This is a genomic window from Falsiroseomonas sp., from assembly GCF_041690465.1.
Classification (GTDB): domain Bacteria; phylum Pseudomonadota; class Alphaproteobacteria; order Acetobacterales; family Acetobacteraceae; genus Falsiroseomonas.
In genome coordinates this window covers 128,481-142,877 of record NZ_JAWLHG010000003.1, presented here as the reverse complement: position 1 = coordinate 142,877, position 14,397 = coordinate 128,481, and the positions used below count along the sequence as shown (strand labels likewise).

Sequence of the window (14,397 nt, the reverse complement as noted above, 5' to 3'; positions counted from 1 at the left end):
CTCCTCAGGAGAAGGCGGCCAGGCGGGCCGGCACCTGCGCCAGGATGTGCTCGCCCGCATTGGCGAAGGCAAGGCGCAGATGGCGATCCTGGCCGGGGCCGAAGAAAGGGCCGGGCAGCGTCATCAAGCCCTTCTCCGCGGCAAGGATCTCGGCCGCGCGGATGGCGTCGGGCGCGGAGTCGGGCAGGCGGAGATAGGCGAAATAGGTCCCGATGGCATCAAGCCGCCAGCCCGGGAGCTGCCCGACCAGGCCGCGGAAGGTCTCGGCGCGGTCGGCCATCAGCGCGCGGTTGCCATCGCGCCACGTGGCGAGCGCCGGGATGGCCCAGGCCAGCGCGGATTGCGCCGGGCGGGGCGGGCAGATCTGCAGGGTATCGAGGGCCTTCTCCAGCTCGGCCATCACGTCGCCGCCGGCGGCGATGGCGCCGACGCGGTGGCCGGGCACGCAATAGGCCTTGGAGAAGGAATAGAGGTGCACCAGCACATCGCCCCAGTCAGGGTCGGCGAAGAGGCCGTGCGGCGGCGATCGGTCGGCCGGCAGGAAGTCGCGATAGGTTTCGTCCAGCACCAGGAACGCGCCGTGCCGGAGACACAGCGCGGCGACCTCCTCGATCGTCGCCGGCGGGTAGATCGCGCCGGTCGGGTTGTTCGGGGTCACCAGCACCACGGCGCGCGGCCGGTGCTCGGCAAGCAGCTCTGCGATGCGCGCGGGGTCGGGGACGAAGCCGTCCTCGGGTCGCGTCGGCACGGGGATGGCGCGGACGCCCTGCATGGTCAGCGCCATGCGGTGGTTGAAATACCAGGGTGCGGGCAGCAGCACCGTATCGCCCTCCGCCGCCAGCACCTGCATCACCATGGCGAAGGCCAAGTTGCAGCCGGCGGTGATCGCCACTTGCGCCGGCGCGATCGCTGCGCCGTAGAAGCCGCTCATCTCCCCGGCCAGCGCTTCGCGCAGGGCGGCGTCGCCGGCGATCGGGCCGTAGCCGGCGCAGGCGGCACTGCCGGCGGCCTCGGCGAGCTTCGCCAGCAGCGCATCCGGCGGCGGGTAGCCCGGCACCGCCTGGGTGAGATCGAGCGGCGGTCCAGCGCGCCCGTCGTAGCGGGCCGCCCAGGCGCGGGCGGCGGGGATCGGCGGGGACTCGGTCGCGCGGATGCGCGCGGAGAGCGGATTGCGGATGCGGGGGGAGAGAATCATGCCGGGTCCAGCGTGGCGCGTTTCGTGTGGTGCAGCCAGTGGTGCCAGAGCAGGCGCGCCGCCACGGCGCGATGCGGCGCCCACGTGGCGGCCATCGCCGCCATTGCCCTCGCGTCCTTCCGTGCGGGCAGGCCGGCGAGATGCGCCGCCGCCGCCTGCAGCGCCAGGTCGCCGGAGGGAAAGACATCCGGCCGCTCCAGCGAGAACAGCAGATGCACCTCCGCCGTCCAGCGGCCGATGCCGCGGACCTGGCAGAGATGCGCCACCGCCTCCTCGTCCGACATGGCATCCAGCGCCTCTAGCCGCAGCGTGCCGGAGAGGATCGCTTCCGCCAGCGCGCGCCCATGCGCGACCTTCTGCCGGGTCAGCCCGCCCTCGATGCCGACCCGTGCCGGATCGAGCGCCAGGAAGCCCTCGGGCGTGGTCGCCCCCGGCAGCGCCGCGACGCGCCGCCAGATGGCGAAGGCCGCCTCGTTGGAGACCAGCTGGGCACAGATGCCGCGCAGCAGGCCGGGAAAGCCGCGCGGGCGAACCGGCCAGGGCAGCGGCCCCGCGCGGCTCTCGATGCCGGCAAAGATGGGATCGGCCGCCGCCAGCCGCCCGGCTGCCATGCGTGCCCAATCGGGGGGATGGGGAAAAGGAAGCGGCGGGGATGAAGGGGGGGAGTGACTCATCCCCGCCGCCAGTACACGAGGCCGCACCGGGACTGGAGGGGGGGTAGTTCCGCGGCCGGGAGAGGCTGCCGCGGCCCGGTGGGCCTTCGATGCTGGATAGGATGGGGTGGCAACGTAACCGGCCGAAGGGTCCCAAAGTGAGCAAATGCAACAGCATGTTGCAGGCGGCCATGCCGTCACGCGGCGCAACATCTGGCGCGAGATCACCCTTCGGCGCGCCGCGCCGTGCGCTATGTTACAGAGATGGATAATACCGCGCCGCACATCCTGGTCGTGGACGACGACCGCGAGATCCGCGACCTGCTCGGGAAGTTCCTGGAGAAGCAGGGATTCCGCGTCACCGTCGCCCGCGATGCGCGGGAGGCGCGCAAGCTCTGGCCGCTCGGCCGCTACCACCTGGTGGTGCTGGACCTGATGATGCCGGGCGAAACCGGCCTGGATTTCGCCCGATGGCTCCGCAGCCAGTCCGATGTGCCGATCGTGATCCTCACCGCCATGGGCGAGGAGACGGACCGCATCGTCGGGCTGGAGCTGGGCGCCGACGATTATGTCGCCAAGCCGTTCAACCCGCGCGAGCTGCTGGCGCGCGTGCGCGCCGTGTTGCGGCGCGCCACCTCCGACAGTTCCACCGGCAGCGGCAACGAGCCGCCGGCCAAGGCGATCCGCTTCTCCGGCTGGGTGCTGGAGCCGGCGCGGCGGCGGCTGCTCAACCCGCAGGGCGCCGAGGTGCCGCTGACCGGTGGCGAATACGAGCTGCTGGTTGCCCTGGTGGAGCGGCCCAACCGGGTGCTGACGCGCGACATGCTGATGGACCTGCTGCGCGGCCGCCAGGCCGGCCCTTTCGACCGGGCGATCGACGTCGCCGTCTCCCGCCTCAGGCGCAAGCTGGAGGATGACGGTCGCAACCCGCAGCTGATCAAGACGGTGCGCGGCGGCGGCTATGTGCTGGCCACCACGGTGGAACGCGGCGCGTGAGCCGCGACGCGACCACACCCGGCCCGTCAGGTCACGCCCCGCGCCTGCCGAAAGCAGGTCAGGCCGCGAACGCGGCCCCGCGCGCAGCATGCCCGCGCAACAGCGAGTCGGCGCCGCAGCCAAGGCCGGCGAGCGGCCGCGTCGCGCCGCAGGCGTGCCGTCGGCACGACGCGCCTGAGGGCACAGTATGCTAAAGCGCCTGCTGCCGCGTTCTCTGGCCGGGCGCACCGCCTTCTTCCTGCTCGCCGGCCTGGTGCTGGTGCAGGTGGCCGGGCTCACCATCCACGCGCTCGACCGGGTTGACCTGCAACGCTACCAGAATGCACGCGAGATCTCGCAGCGCAGCTTCGGGGTGTGGCGTGCGCTGCTGCTCACGCCGGCGGAGCGCCGCGCCGCGACGCTGGCCGAGTTCGACCTGCCGCAGGGCCTGCGCGCCGGCTTCGACAGCGAACCGCAGGCGCGGCTGAACTACCCGCCGCCGCCGCGGCCGATGATGCGGGTGCTGCGCGTGGAGGCGATCATGAACGCACCGCCGCGGGTGCGCCCGCGGGAGGCGATCGTCTCCGGTAGCCAGCGGCCGGGCGTGATGCTGGTCAGCCTCCGCTTCCCCGATTCCGGGTGGCTCAACCTCCGCATCCAGCTGCCGCCGCCGCGCCCATGGCATTCCGAGACCTTCCTCGCCGCCTTCGTGCTGATGACGCTGGCCGCGGCGGCGCTGACGCTCTGGGCAGTGCGGCGGCTGACCCAGCCGGTGCGCGACCTGGCGGCGGCGGCCGAGCGGCTCGGGCGGGACGTGAATGCGCCGCCGCTGCCCGAGAACGGCCCGGCCGAGGTCGCCACCGCGGCGCGGGCCTTCAACACCATGGCCAGCCGCATCCGCCGCTTCGTCGGCGACCGCACGCAGATGGTCGCCGCCATCAGCCACGACCTGAAGACGCCGATCACCCGCCTGAAGCTGCGCGCCGAGCTGCTGGACGACGACGAGCAGCGCCGCAAGATCCTGCTCGACCTCGAGGAGATGGAGGCGATGATCGCCGCCACCCTCGCCTTCGCGCGCGACGATGCCGCGGCGGAGCCCTCGGTCCCGGTGGACCTCGCGGCGCTGTGCCGGACGGTGCTGGACGAGGCGGCCGACGCCAACCCGGACCTGGCCGAGGCGGCGGTGGCCTATGCCGGGCCGGAGCACCTGACGGTGCGCGCACGGCCGGTGGCGCTGAAGCGCGCGCTGGCGAACCTGGTGGGCAATGCGATCGGCTATGGCGGCGCGGCGCGGCTGGAACTGGCGCAGGCCACGCCCAGCCAGCTGCGCATCACCATCGACGATGACGGCCCGGGCGTGCCGGAGGATGAGCTGGAAGGTGTGTTCCAGCCCTTCCGTCGCCTGGAGACCAGCCGCAACCGGGAGACCGGCGGCACCGGCCTCGGCCTGCCGATCGCGCGCAACATCCTGCGCGCGCATGGCGGCGACGTGACGCTGCTGAACCGCCAGGAAGGCGGGCTGCGCGCCGTGGTGATGCTGCCGGCGTAAGGCGGCGCGGCCGTCCCTATTCGGCGCGGCACTCCAGCAGGCGGATGTCGTACACCGGGTGCTCCAGCATGTTGACGCCGGGCGCATTGGCGAACATCCAGCCGCGAAAGGCCGGCGGCGCGCCCGGGGCGGCACGCTCATCGGCGATCTCCAGCCAGGCCGCCGCATCGGGCACCTCGTCGGGAGGCCGGGCATTGCAGGCGCGCACGGTGATGGTGAGCGAGCCGAAGCGCGCCGGCCGGTCGAGCGTCACCGTCAGCGTGCTGACGCGCGCCGTGACCTTGTCGAGCGCCTGCAGCTGCGCCACGCGTTGCGGCACCCACTCCTGGGCGAAGGCGGGAGCAGGCAGCGCGAGCAGCGCGAACAGCAGCAGGCGCCGCATCAGCCGCCCCGCTTCGGGCTCGGCAGCGCGGCGACCAGGTCGGCCAGGATGCGCCGCATCGCCGCCTCGTCCACCCCCATCAGCACCGCATCCTCGAAGGCGTCGCGCAGCACCTGCGCGGCCTCGCGGTGGTTCTCGGCCAGCACCTTCAGCTTCTCGCGGCAGGAGAGCGGGCTGCCATCGACACCGGGCCAGCTCTGCGGCGGTTCGAGTGCGCTCATTGCGGATTCGCTGCGCTGCCTTGGCCCTGGCTGCTGGTCCCGCTGCCGCCCTGGCCTTCGGTCATGGAGAAGATGAAGCGCCCGAGCAGGCTTTCCAGGCTCACCGCCGACTGCGTGATGGTGATCTGGCCGCCGTCGGCGATGATCTGCTCGGACCCGCCCGGCACGATGGAGACGAAGCGACCGCCGAGCAGTCCTTCGCTGGCGATTTCGGCCGAGCTGTCATTCGGGATGCGCAGGCTGCCATCGAGGCGGAGCGTCAGCACCGCCAGGAAGGTTTCCGGGTCGATCCGCTGGCTTACCACGGAGCCCACCTTCACGCCGGCGATGCGCACATCGGCGCCGGGCGCGAGCCCGTCGATCCGGTCGAAGCGGGCGGTGAGCGTCTGCGCCGGGCCGGAAATGCCGCCGCGGCCGGAATTGGTCAGCGCGAAGGCCAGGAAGGCGGCGGCGACCAGCAACACCGCCGCGCCGGCCGCCACTTCCACGACGGAACGTCCCTTCATGCTTCGCATGCCCTCAGGCGCATCATGCCGAAGGCGTGCTGGCGCGTCATGCCGCAGGCGTGCGGGCGCAGCACGCGCCTGGCTTCGCCACATTCGCGGCCTCGGCCGGCTTGGCCGCCCGCAACTGCCACCATCAGTCGGAGCATGTCCGGCGGCCTCAGGAACCGGGTGTCCAGGCCTCGTAGTCGCCGCCGGTCTCGCGCCGGCGGCCGCCCGAATAATCGTGGCCGAGCGGGCGGTAGGCCTGCGGCGTGCCGGTCGGGTTGCCGCGATGCTCGACGATCCAGGGATACAGCTTCTGCTCGGGCAGCGGCGCGTCCGTGGTGTGGTGCAGCCAGGCGTGCCACTCCGGCGGGACCGTGGTGGCCTCGGCCTGGCCGGCATAGATCACCCAGCGGCGCTTGCGGCCATAGCCGAGGTAATCGCTGCGGGACTCGAAATAGGCGTTGCCGAAGCGGTCCGTGCCGATGGCGCGGCCGGACAGGCGGGCGAGCAGGCGCTCGAACATGGATGACCCTCAACGCGCCCCGATCCGGGCGCTTCGCATCTGCGTCTCGCGCCATTCTCGCACAACCCCCGCACCGGCGCAAAAGCCCGGGGGGCCTTCGGGTTGTCCACAGGATGTTGCGGTTCCGGCCACGCAACACCCCAAGATACGGCTTGCCGAGGGCTGCCTCGCCCCGCAACATGGGCCCATGTCCAGGCTGCGCGGAACGATGAGCGGAACGGTGTGGGAGGGGGTGGCGCTCGGGCGGCTGCGCGCCGCGCCAGACCCCGATTCCCCCGCCCGCGCAATCGCCCTGCCGCTCGCCTGGGGGGAGGAGGAGGCGGCAGCCCTGGCCGCCCTCGCGCCCGGCTCGGGCCCCATCCTGCTGCCGCGCCTGGTCGAGGGCTGGATCGGAACCCTCCGGGAACGCGGCCGCAAGCTCGGAATCCTTGGCGATGCGGCGGAGGCCGACCGCTTCGCCGAGGCCTTGCGCGCGCTGCTGCTGGACCGCCGCGGCGCCCCCGGCGCCGGCATCTGGCGCGGCGAGACCCGCGGCCAGCCGCGCTTCGTGCTCAACCTGCCGGCCTTCCTCGACCAGGAGGGCGGCTTCGACAGCGCAGACTATGCCGCCGCGGTGGCGATCGGCGTCCGTGCGCTCGATATCTGGACCGGCGCCAAGGCACCGCGCCTGGCCCTCGGCTTTGCCGACCTCGCCGGGCTGCTGGCCGGCCTTGGCCTTGCCTATGACAGTGCCGGCGGGCGCGCCGCCGGCGCCGCCATCGCCGCGCTGACCCGCGGCGCCGCCGAGGCGGAAAGCGGGCGGATTGCCGAACGGCTCGGCGCGCGGGAGCCGGTGGCGCTGCTCGCACCTTCCCCGCCCGCCGCCACGCTCGTGCCGGGCCTCGCCGCCGCTGCGCGCGCCGCGCTCGATGCCGCGGCGGGCTGCGCCGGGCTGCGCCATCAGGGGCTGGTCGCGCTGGCCACGCCGGATGCGGTGGAGCGGCTGCTCGGCGCCGAGAGCGGCGGCCTCGCCCCGGCCTCCGGCCCGAGTCGCCTGATGCTCGACCGCGATGGCTGGGTGGCGGAGCTTCCGACCCGCGCCGCGCTGCGTGCCGGGCCGGCGGCGGAGCGCCTGCTGGCGCCGGTGCCGCATGCCGCCTGGCTCGCCATGGCGCAGGCCGTCGCACCTTTCCTGCACGCCGCGCCGCCGCTGCCGCTCGCTGAGGCGGCGCCCGCGCGCCCGCCTGCCCCGGCTCCCGCTCCTGCGCTGGCGCCGCGCCCCTCGGGCGCGGTGTGGCGGGCGAGCGTCGGTGGCCACCGGGTCGTGTTGCGCACCACCGAGGACGCAGCCGGCCAGCCAGTCGAGCTCGCCATCGCGCTCACCAAGGAGGGCGCGGCCTATCGCAGCCTCATGGAGGCGATGATGCAGGCGGTCTCGATCGGCCTGGCGGCCGGCGTGCCGCTCGCGACCTATGTGGATGCCTATGCCTATACCCGCTTCGGCCCCGCCGGCGCGGTGGACGGCGACCCGGCGATCCGCCAGGCGACCAGCGTGCTGGACTGGGCCTTCCGCAAGCTGGCACGCGAGTATCTCGGCCGGCTCGACCTGCCTGACCCGGACGAGGCGGATTGCGCGCCGGATGCCATCGGCCGCGCCGCCGAGCAGGCGCCGCTGCTGCCGCTCGACCTGCCGGAAGCGCCCGCGCCGCGCGTGCGGCGGCGCCAGCTGAAGCTGGTCGGGTAGCGTTTTCGCGCCCGCTGCCGCACTCTCCGCTCGCCTGTCCACCGCGGAGAGAACGACATGCCCGGAACCATCGAGGCGAAGCTCGCCGAGCTCGGAATCACGCTACCCGCAGTGGCGGCGCCGATGGCCAACTACATCGGCTACAACCTCGTCGGGAAGCTGGTTGTGGTGTCCGGGCAGATCCCGCTGGTGGACGGCAAGATCGCGGTGACCGGCAAGGTCGGCGGCTGGGTCGGCATCGAGCAGGGACAGCAGGCGGCGCGCATCTGTTTCATCAACCTGCTCGCGCAGGTGAAGGCGGCGGCGGGCGGGGACCTGGACAAGGTGAAGCGCGTGGTGCGCCTCGGCGGCTTCATCGCCTCGCCGCCCGATTTCACCCAGCATGCGCTGGTGATGAACGGCGCGAGCGACCTGGCCGTCGCGGTATTCGGCGACAAGGGCCGCCACGCCCGCACCACCATCGGCGTGCCGGCCCTGCCCGGCGATGCGGCGGTGGAGGTCGAGGGCATGTTCGAACTGGAATGACGCCCACCGGAATGACGCTTGCAGGCATCGCACACATCCCAAGCTGAGGGCAGATGCCGGACGACGCGCCCGAGCTGTCGCTGACGCTGCACCGCTCGGTCGCGGAGGTCCCCGCCACCGATTGGGATGCCTGCGCCGGCGGCGGCAATCCCTTCGTCAGCCATGCCTTCCTGGCTGCGCTGGAGGAGAGCGGCAGCGTCGGCGGGCGCAGCGGCTGGCTGCCGCAGCATGCCGCGCTGCGCGATCCGAAGGGCCGGCTGCTGGCCTGCGCGCCGATGTACGCGAAGTCGCACAGCCAGGGCGAGTACGTCTTCGACCATGGCTGGGCGGATGCCTTCGAGCGCGCCGGCGGCCGCTACTACCCGAAGCTGCAGGTCGCGGCCCCGTTCAGCCCGGTGCCCGGCCCGCGGCTGCTGGTCCACCCCGCCTCCGGCCTGCGCGCCGAGGCGCTGGGCCAGGGGCTCGCGCAGGCATGCCAGCAACTCGACCTCTCCTCCGTCCACGTCACCTTCTGCCAGGAACATGAGTGGGCCGCGCTCGGCCGTGCCGGCTGGCTGCAGCGCATCGGCATGCAGTTCCACTGGAGCAATCCCGGCTACGCCAGCTTCGACGACTTCCTCGGCGCGCTGGCCAGCCGCAAGCGCAAGCAGATCAAGCGCGAGCGGCGCGATGCCGAGGCCTCCGGCTTCGTCCTGAAGACGCTGCGCGGGCACGAGATCACGCCGAAGCACTGGCAGGCCTTCCATCGCTTCTACCAGGCCACGACCGACAAGAAATGGGGCCGCAGCGCCTATCTCTCGCGGCGCTTCTGGCCGCTGCTCGGCGAGGCGCTGGGCGACCGCGTGGTGCTGATGGTGGCCGAGCAGGATGGCGAGCCCGTTGCCGGCGCGCTGAACCTGCTGGGGGAGGAGGCGCTCTACGGCCGCAACTGGGGCACGCTGGTGGACGCGCCCTTCCTGCATTTCGAGCTCTGCTACTACCGCGCCATCGACTTCGCCATCGCGCACAGGCTGCCGCGCGTCGAGGCCGGCGCGCAGGGCGAGCACAAGATCCAGCGCGGCTATGTGCCGGTGCCGACCTACAGCGCGCATTGGATCGCCCATCCCGGCCTGCGGCGCGCCGTCGCCGATTTCCTCGCCCGCGAGCGCCCGGCGATGCTGGCGGAGATCGAGGCGCTGGCCACGCTCTCGCCGTTCCGGCGCGAGGGCGAGAGCGGCTGACTGCCTGCCAGCCTTCGCCGCGCCACGGCGTCAACGTCAGTTGGCGCTGACCCCCCGCTTGCGGGGGAGGGTTGGGTGGGGGCAAGCAGCGCCTGAACGGAAGCGGGCCGCCGCGTGATCCTCGCCTATTCCCAGCTCGCGCTGTCCATGGCGCTGGTCGGCGCCAACGTCGCCGTGGCCAAGCTGCTGGCCGAGAGCCTGCCGGTGGCAATGATCCTCGGCCTGCGCTGCGCCCTGGCTCTGGTGGTGCTGTGGCCGCTGGCGCGCGCGATGGACGGGCGCATCGCGCTCGACCGCCGCATGCTGTGGAACCTGGCGCTGCAGGCCGCCTTCGGCACCGTGCTCTACAACGTCGCGCTGCTCGCCGGCCTCAGGCTGACCACCGCGCTGGAGGCCGGGCTGATCCTCGCCACGCTGCCCGCCGTGGTCGCGGCGGGCGGCGCGCTCTGGCTGCGGGAGAGCCTGCCCGCCCGGCAATGGCTGGCGGTGGCGCTGGCCGCCTTCGGCATGGGCGCCCTGGTGCTGGCGCGCGTCGCCGCCGAGGGACATGGCAGCGCGTTCGGCAATCTGCTGGTCTTCGCCGGGGTCTGCGGCGAGGCGATGTATGTCCTGCTCGCCAAGCGCATCGCCGGGCGGGCGCCGGTGGTGACGGCGACGCTGTGGATGCAGGCCTTCTCGCTGCTGATGCTGGTGCCGCTCTGCCTGCCGGTGCTGGGCGCGGCATCGGCGCTGGCCTCACCCGCGGTGTCGGGGCTGCTGGTGTTCCACAGCCTCACCACCTCCGTGCTCTGCCTGCTGCTCTGGTATGCCGGGCTCAAGGGTGCGCCGGCCGGGGTCGCCGGTGTCTTCACCGCCTTCCTGCCGGCCACCGCGGCCGCGGTGGCGGTCGGGGTGCTGGGCGAGCCCTTCACCGCCGTGCATGGCGCCGGCTTCGTGCTGCTGATGTGCAGCCTGCTGCTCGCCACCTGGCCCGCCCGGCGCAACTGACCCTCGACAGCGCGCGCGGGGCTGTTACGCTCGCGATCGTGAAGCGCAGCAAGGTGATCCGGCTGGTCCTCCTCGGCGGTGGCGTCGCGACGATGATCGCGGCCTGCGGCGAGGACCAGTCACGGCGCGAGGCCTGCGAACGCGCCAGGGCCGAGCTGCGGCCGGATGCCGAGCAGATCTGCCAGCGCAGCACGCGCACGGGCTCCACCGGCGCGCGCGGCTATTGGGGGCCCGTCGTCTATGGCCGCACGCGGTCAGACCCGAGTTCCTCGGTCACGCGCACCAGCAGCTCCAGCCGCAGCGGCTTCGGCTCCACCGGCGCGCGGTCGAGTTCCTGAACGATGCGCCGCCTCGCCCTCGCGCCCCGGCCGGACATGCGGGCGCATGCGGAGCGGCTGGGCTTCGCCTTCGCCGAGATCGCCGGCGAGCCCTATTGGGACGAGACGGCCTGCTACGCCTTCACGGCCGCGGAGGTGGACACGCTGGAAGCCGCGACCGCCGAGCTCGACCTGCGCTGCATGGAGGCGGTGGCGCATGCGGTGGCGCAGGACCTCAACGGCCCGCTCGGCATCCCGGACGGCGCCTGGCCGATCGTCAAGCGCTCCTGGGAGCGCGGGGAGCCGACGCTCTACGGCCGGATGGATCTGCGCTGGGATGGCAGCGGCCAGCCCAAGCTGCTGGAATACAACGCCGACACGCCGACCGCACTGTTCGAGGCCGCGGTGGTGCAGTGGGAATGGCTGCAATGCCGCACCGAGGCCGGCGAGCGGGAGGCGGACCAATTCAATTCGATCCATGAGGCGCTGATCGCGGCCTGGCCGACGCTTCGCCTGCCGCCGGTGGTGCATTTCTGCTGTGCGCGCGACTCGGCCGAGGACTGCGGCACGGTGGACTACCTGCGCGACACCGCGATCCAGGCCGGGATCGAGGCGCCCTTCCTGCATATGGACGAGATCGGCTGGAACGGCAGCAGCTTCCGCGACCTCGACGAGCGGGAGATCCGCGCGATCTTCAAGCTCTATCCCTGGGACTGGCTGCTGCAGGAAAGCTTCGGCGCACACATCGCCGCCGCGCCGACGCGCTGGATCGAGCCGGCCTGGCGGCTTATCCCGAGTTCCAAGGCCTTCCTCTCGCTGCTCTGGCATCTGTTCCCGGACCATCCGAACCTGCTGCCGGCCTTCCTGGAGCCGGGGCGGACGGGCGGGCCGGAGATCTCCAAGCCGGTCTTCGGGCGCGAGGGGGCGAACGTCATCGCGCCGGGCATCGCGACCGACGGGCCGTATGATGACCAGCCGCGCGTCTGGCAGGCCTATGCGGAGTTGCCACGCTTCGACGGGCGCTATCCCGTGCTCGGCAGCTGGGTGATCGCGGGCCAGCCCTGCGGCCTCGGCATCCGCGAGGATTCGACGCCGGTGACGCGCGACACCAGCCGCTTCGTGCCGCATTTTTTCGAGCCTGCCGCGTAACACAGGGGGAAACCGACGCATGACCAGCCTTGCCACGCTGCCGGGCTTCCTGGCTTATTTCCTCGCCGGCATCGTGCTGCTGGGCGGCGCGATGGCGGTCTATGTGCAGGTCACGCCGCACAGCGAGCTGAAGATGATCCGCGGCGGCAACACCGCGGCGGCGATCACCCTTGGCGGCGCGATGCTCGGCTTTTCCCTGCCGATCGCCTCGGCCTTCCAGCATTCGGTGAACATCGTGGACGCCGCGGTGTGGAGCGTGGTGGCGCTGGTCGTGCAGATCGTCGTGTTCTTCGTGGTGGCGAAGCTGCTGGGCAGCGAGTGGCGCGCGGCGATGGAGCGCGGCGAGACGGCGGGGGCGGTGTTCAAGGCGAGCGCAGCGGTCGCGGTGGGAATGCTGAACGCGGCGTGCCTCTCGACCTGAGGTGCGGGCCTGGTTCGCCTGCACGGGCACCGAACTTCTTGCGCTGACGCCCGACAGCGTCGCCGGGGTGCTGGCGGCGAACCAGATGTCGCGGCGCCTGTCCGGCGAGCCGGCGCAGCTCCATGCCTGGAAGCAGCAGGTGGAGATCCTGCAGCACTGCGTCCGCGCGGCAGGCGGTCATGGCTGGACGATCGCATTGGAGTACGACCTGCTGCGGCTGGAAAGGCGGATCGACGCCGTCGTGCTGACGGACCGTGCCATCGTCGTGCTGGAGTTCAAGGTGGGGGCGCGCGCCATCGCGAGAAGCGACATGGCGCAGGCATTCGACTACGGGCAGGACCTGTTCGATTTCCAGGCCGGCAGCCGCCACCATCCGATCCTGCCGGCCGTGGTGGCAACGTGCTGCGACGACGTACCGGCGATGCAGCCTCCGCTGCCGATCCCCGGCGTGCATCCCGTGGCCGCGGCAAACGCAGCCTCGCTGCCCGACCTGTTCCGCGACCTGCAGGCTGTGCTGCCGACGCCCGCGACGAAGCTGGACGGTGCGGCCTGGTGCCGCGCACCGTACCGGCCGGTTCCGAGCATCATCGAGGCCGCCGCGACACTGTTCGCGCGCAACAGCGTGGCGGAGATCGCAGCGGCGCGCGCCGATACGGACAACCTGACCGTCACCACCGCCGCGATCGAACGCGCGTTGCACGCCGCGCGGGAAGCCGGCGAGAAGGTCGTCATCTTCGTCACCGGCATTCCCGGGGCCGGCAAGACGCTGTGCGGCCTGAATGTCGTCTTTGGTGAATCCCGAAGCGCCGGCAGCGCCTTCCTGACCGGGAACGCACCACTCGTCGCCGTGCTGCGAGAGGCGCTGGCCTGCAACCGGGCAGGGATCGACCTCGCCCTCGGCCCGAGCGCCGACCCGATGCGCCGTCAGCTTTCGGCGAAGCTGCGGCAGGCGCGGCATGAGGCGACACAGGCGCTGCAGAACGTGCACCGCTTCCTTGCCGACAATGCCGGCCGCAGCGCCGCGCCGGCGGAGCGCATGATCGTGTTCGACGAGGCGCAGCGGGCCTGGGATGCCGATCAGGCCATGCGCGACACCCAGCGCCGGAAGAGCACGCTGAGCATGAGCGAGCCTGCGCATACGCTGGAGATCATGGGCCGCCACGACGGCTTCGCCGCGGTGGTCGCGCTGATCGGCAACGGCCAGGAGATCAACACAGGCGAGGCCGGGTTGCGGGAGTGGGGCGAGGTCATCGCCCGGGCACCGGGCTGGCGCGCCCTCGCGCCGGGACGGGCCCTTGGAGCGGCCGACCCGGTGCAGCGCCTGGCCGATGCGGCACCACCCTGGCTGACGCTGGACGATGCGCTCGATCTGACGGTGTCATTGCGCAGCGTGCGCTCGGACCGCGCGGCACAGTGGGTGGATGCCGTGCTGCGCGGCGAGCGCGGCGAAGCCCGCCGCGCGGCCGCCGGCATGACCGAGGGCGTGCCGTTCCTGCTGACGCGGTCGCTGGACGAGGCACGCCGCGCATTGCGCCGCCTGACCCCGGGCCTGCGGCGCGCCGGCTTCGTCCGTTCCTCCGGCGCGCGGCGACTGCGCGCCGAGGGGTTCGATGCGCAGTTGATGGGCACCGACGAGCCGGTGGCCTGGTTCCTCGAGCGGTGGCCGGACATCCGCGCCTCGGATGCGCTGGAAGTCGCCGCCACCGAATATGCGTGCCAGGGCCTGGAACTCGACACGGTCGGGCTTGCCTGGGATCTGGACCTCCGGCACGGGCGGCAGGGCTGGCATGCCTGTCGCTTCGCAGGCACCTCCTGGCAGCGGGTGTGCAACGCGACGGAAGCCACCTACGTCCTCAACACCTACCGCGTGCTGCTGACCCGCGCCCGCTACGAGACGGTGATATGGGTGCCACGCGGCAGCGACGCGCAGGACCCCTGGCACGATCGCACGCGCGACGCAGCCGAGTTCGATGCGATTGCGGCGTATCTGCTGGCCTGCGGCGCGCAGCCGCTCGGGAGCATTGCAGCGCCCGCACGCGACGCGCCCACCCCGGCCCTGCTATAGC

General features: G+C 72.4%; 16 protein-coding genes. 10 read left to right on the top strand and 6 right to left on the bottom strand.

The genetic code is table 11. The features are described 5' to 3' along the window. Positions 1 to 4: 4 nt before the first annotated feature. On the bottom strand, positions 5 to 1,195 hold the full coding sequence (locus ACESM1_RS04575) for an aminotransferase (RefSeq protein WP_372618146.1): 1,191 nt from the start codon (positions 1,193 to 1,195) through the stop codon (positions 5 to 7). Beyond that, positions 1,192 to 1,806, bottom strand: coding sequence for a DNA-3-methyladenine glycosylase family protein (locus ACESM1_RS04570; RefSeq protein WP_372618144.1), 615 nt, complete (start codon positions 1,804 to 1,806; stop codon positions 1,192 to 1,194). The genes ACESM1_RS04575 and ACESM1_RS04570 overlap by 4 nt, the downstream gene beginning before the upstream one ends. Positions 1,807 to 2,112: 306 nt before the next feature. Here ACESM1_RS04570 and ACESM1_RS04565 point away from each other — a divergent pair, with 306 nt between their 5' ends. After that, positions 2,113 to 2,844: a response regulator gene (locus ACESM1_RS04565; protein ID WP_372618143.1), complete on the top strand. Its 732-nt coding sequence runs from the start codon at positions 2,113 to 2,115 to the stop codon at positions 2,842 to 2,844. 187 nt (positions 2,845 to 3,031) lie between these two features. Further along, positions 3,032 to 4,372 (top strand): ATP-binding protein, encoded by a 1,341-nt coding sequence (locus ACESM1_RS04560; protein ID WP_372618141.1) that lies wholly within the window; start codon positions 3,032 to 3,034, stop codon positions 4,370 to 4,372. Positions 4,373 to 4,388: 16 nt separating this feature from the next. On the opposite strand, the gene ACESM1_RS04555 is transcribed toward ACESM1_RS04560, so the two are convergent. The 4 genes from ACESM1_RS04555 to ACESM1_RS04540 all read right to left on the bottom strand — a co-directional run bounded on the left by ACESM1_RS04555 (position 4,389) and on the right by ACESM1_RS04540 (position 5,989). Continuing rightward, complete coding sequence (locus ACESM1_RS04555; RefSeq protein WP_372618139.1) at positions 4,389 to 4,754, bottom strand: DUF2155 domain-containing protein; 366 nt, start codon at positions 4,752 to 4,754, stop codon at positions 4,389 to 4,391. Continuing rightward, complete coding sequence (locus ACESM1_RS04550) at positions 4,754 to 4,975, bottom strand: hypothetical protein (protein WP_372618137.1); 222 nt, start codon at positions 4,973 to 4,975, stop codon at positions 4,754 to 4,756. The genes ACESM1_RS04555 and ACESM1_RS04550 overlap by 1 nt, the downstream gene beginning before the upstream one ends. Beyond that, positions 4,972 to 5,481 (bottom strand): outer membrane lipid asymmetry maintenance protein MlaD, encoded by a 510-nt coding sequence (mlaD, locus tag ACESM1_RS04545; protein ID WP_372618135.1) that lies wholly within the window; start codon positions 5,479 to 5,481, stop codon positions 4,972 to 4,974. The genes ACESM1_RS04550 and mlaD overlap by 4 nt, the downstream gene beginning before the upstream one ends. A 157-nt stretch (positions 5,482 to 5,638) precedes the next feature. Continuing rightward, positions 5,639 to 5,989 carry an NADH:ubiquinone oxidoreductase subunit NDUFA12 gene (locus ACESM1_RS04540; RefSeq protein ID WP_372618133.1) on the bottom strand — a complete coding sequence of 117 codons (351 nt, stop codon included), beginning with the start codon at positions 5,987 to 5,989 and terminating at the stop codon, positions 5,639 to 5,641. 208 nt (positions 5,990 to 6,197) lie between these two features. On the opposite strand from ACESM1_RS04540, the gene ACESM1_RS04535 reads away from it, so the two are divergent. From ACESM1_RS04535 to ACESM1_RS04500, 8 genes are all read left to right on the top strand, one after another. After that, entirely contained in the window at positions 6,198 to 7,712 is a 1,515-nt protein-coding gene (locus tag ACESM1_RS04535) for a TSCPD domain-containing protein (RefSeq protein WP_372618131.1), read from the top strand. Positions 7,713 to 7,769: 57 nt separating this feature from the next. Further along, on the top strand, positions 7,770 to 8,237 hold the full coding sequence (locus ACESM1_RS04530; RefSeq protein WP_372618129.1) for a RidA family protein: 468 nt from the start codon (positions 7,770 to 7,772) through the stop codon (positions 8,235 to 8,237). A 53-nt stretch (positions 8,238 to 8,290) separates the two neighbouring features. Further along, positions 8,291 to 9,457, top strand: coding sequence for a GNAT family N-acetyltransferase (locus tag ACESM1_RS04525; RefSeq protein ID WP_372618127.1), 1,167 nt, complete (start codon positions 8,291 to 8,293; stop codon positions 9,455 to 9,457). Positions 9,458 to 9,571: 114 nt separating this feature from the next. Further along, complete coding sequence (locus ACESM1_RS04520) at positions 9,572 to 10,444, top strand: DMT family transporter (protein ID WP_372618125.1); 873 nt, start codon at positions 9,572 to 9,574, stop codon at positions 10,442 to 10,444. Positions 10,445 to 10,482: 38 nt separating this feature from the next. Further along, positions 10,483 to 10,782 (top strand): hypothetical protein, encoded by a 300-nt coding sequence (locus tag ACESM1_RS04515; protein ID WP_372618123.1) that lies wholly within the window; start codon positions 10,483 to 10,485, stop codon positions 10,780 to 10,782. Between the two features lie 3 nt (positions 10,783 to 10,785). Continuing rightward, positions 10,786 to 11,910, top strand: a complete 1,125-nt coding sequence (locus ACESM1_RS04510; RefSeq protein WP_372618122.1) for a glutathionylspermidine synthase family protein — start codon at positions 10,786 to 10,788, stop codon at positions 11,908 to 11,910. Positions 11,911 to 11,929: 19 nt separating this feature from the next. Next, positions 11,930 to 12,331, top strand: coding sequence for a DUF350 domain-containing protein (locus ACESM1_RS04505; protein WP_372618120.1), 402 nt, complete (start codon positions 11,930 to 11,932; stop codon positions 12,329 to 12,331). Between the two features lies 1 nt (position 12,332). Next, a complete protein-coding gene (locus tag ACESM1_RS04500) occupies positions 12,333 to 14,396 on the top strand; it encodes a DNA/RNA helicase domain-containing protein (protein ID WP_372618118.1) in 2,064 nt (687 codons plus the stop codon). The last annotated feature ends 1 nt before the right edge of the window (position 14,397 follow it).

Excerpts from the sequence above, each read along its gene's own strand:
- ACESM1_RS04530 (WP_372618129.1), top strand. The coding sequence starts at position 7,770 with ATGCCCGGAACCATCGAGGCGAAGCTCGCCGAGCTCGGAATCACGCTA.
- ACESM1_RS04575 (WP_372618146.1), bottom strand. The coding sequence starts at position 1,195 with ATGATTCTCTCCCCCCGCATCCGCAATCCGCTCTCCGCGCGCATCCGC.
- ACESM1_RS04570 (WP_372618144.1), bottom strand. The coding sequence starts at position 1,806 with ATGGCAGCCGGGCGGCTGGCGGCGGCCGATCCCATCTTTGCCGGCATC.
- ACESM1_RS04555 (WP_372618139.1), bottom strand. The coding sequence starts at position 4,754 with ATGCGGCGCCTGCTGCTGTTCGCGCTGCTCGCGCTGCCTGCTCCCGCC.
- ACESM1_RS04550 (WP_372618137.1), bottom strand. The coding sequence starts at position 4,975 with ATGAGCGCACTCGAACCGCCGCAGAGCTGGCCCGGTGTCGATGGCAGC.
- ACESM1_RS04505 (WP_372618120.1), top strand. The coding sequence starts at position 11,930 with ATGACCAGCCTTGCCACGCTGCCGGGCTTCCTGGCTTATTTCCTCGCC.
- mlaD (WP_372618135.1), bottom strand. The coding sequence starts at position 5,481 with ATGAAGGGACGTTCCGTCGTGGAAGTGGCGGCCGGCGCGGCGGTGTTG.
- ACESM1_RS04565 (WP_372618143.1), top strand. The coding sequence starts at position 2,113 with ATGGATAATACCGCGCCGCACATCCTGGTCGTGGACGACGACCGCGAG.
- ACESM1_RS04560 (WP_372618141.1), top strand. The coding sequence starts at position 3,032 with ATGCTAAAGCGCCTGCTGCCGCGTTCTCTGGCCGGGCGCACCGCCTTC.
- ACESM1_RS04540 (WP_372618133.1), bottom strand. The coding sequence starts at position 5,989 with ATGTTCGAGCGCCTGCTCGCCCGCCTGTCCGGCCGCGCCATCGGCACG.
- ACESM1_RS04525 (WP_372618127.1), top strand. The coding sequence starts at position 8,291 with ATGCCGGACGACGCGCCCGAGCTGTCGCTGACGCTGCACCGCTCGGTC.
- ACESM1_RS04510 (WP_372618122.1), top strand. The coding sequence starts at position 10,786 with ATGCGCCGCCTCGCCCTCGCGCCCCGGCCGGACATGCGGGCGCATGCG.
- ACESM1_RS04535 (WP_372618131.1), top strand. The coding sequence starts at position 6,198 with ATGAGCGGAACGGTGTGGGAGGGGGTGGCGCTCGGGCGGCTGCGCGCC.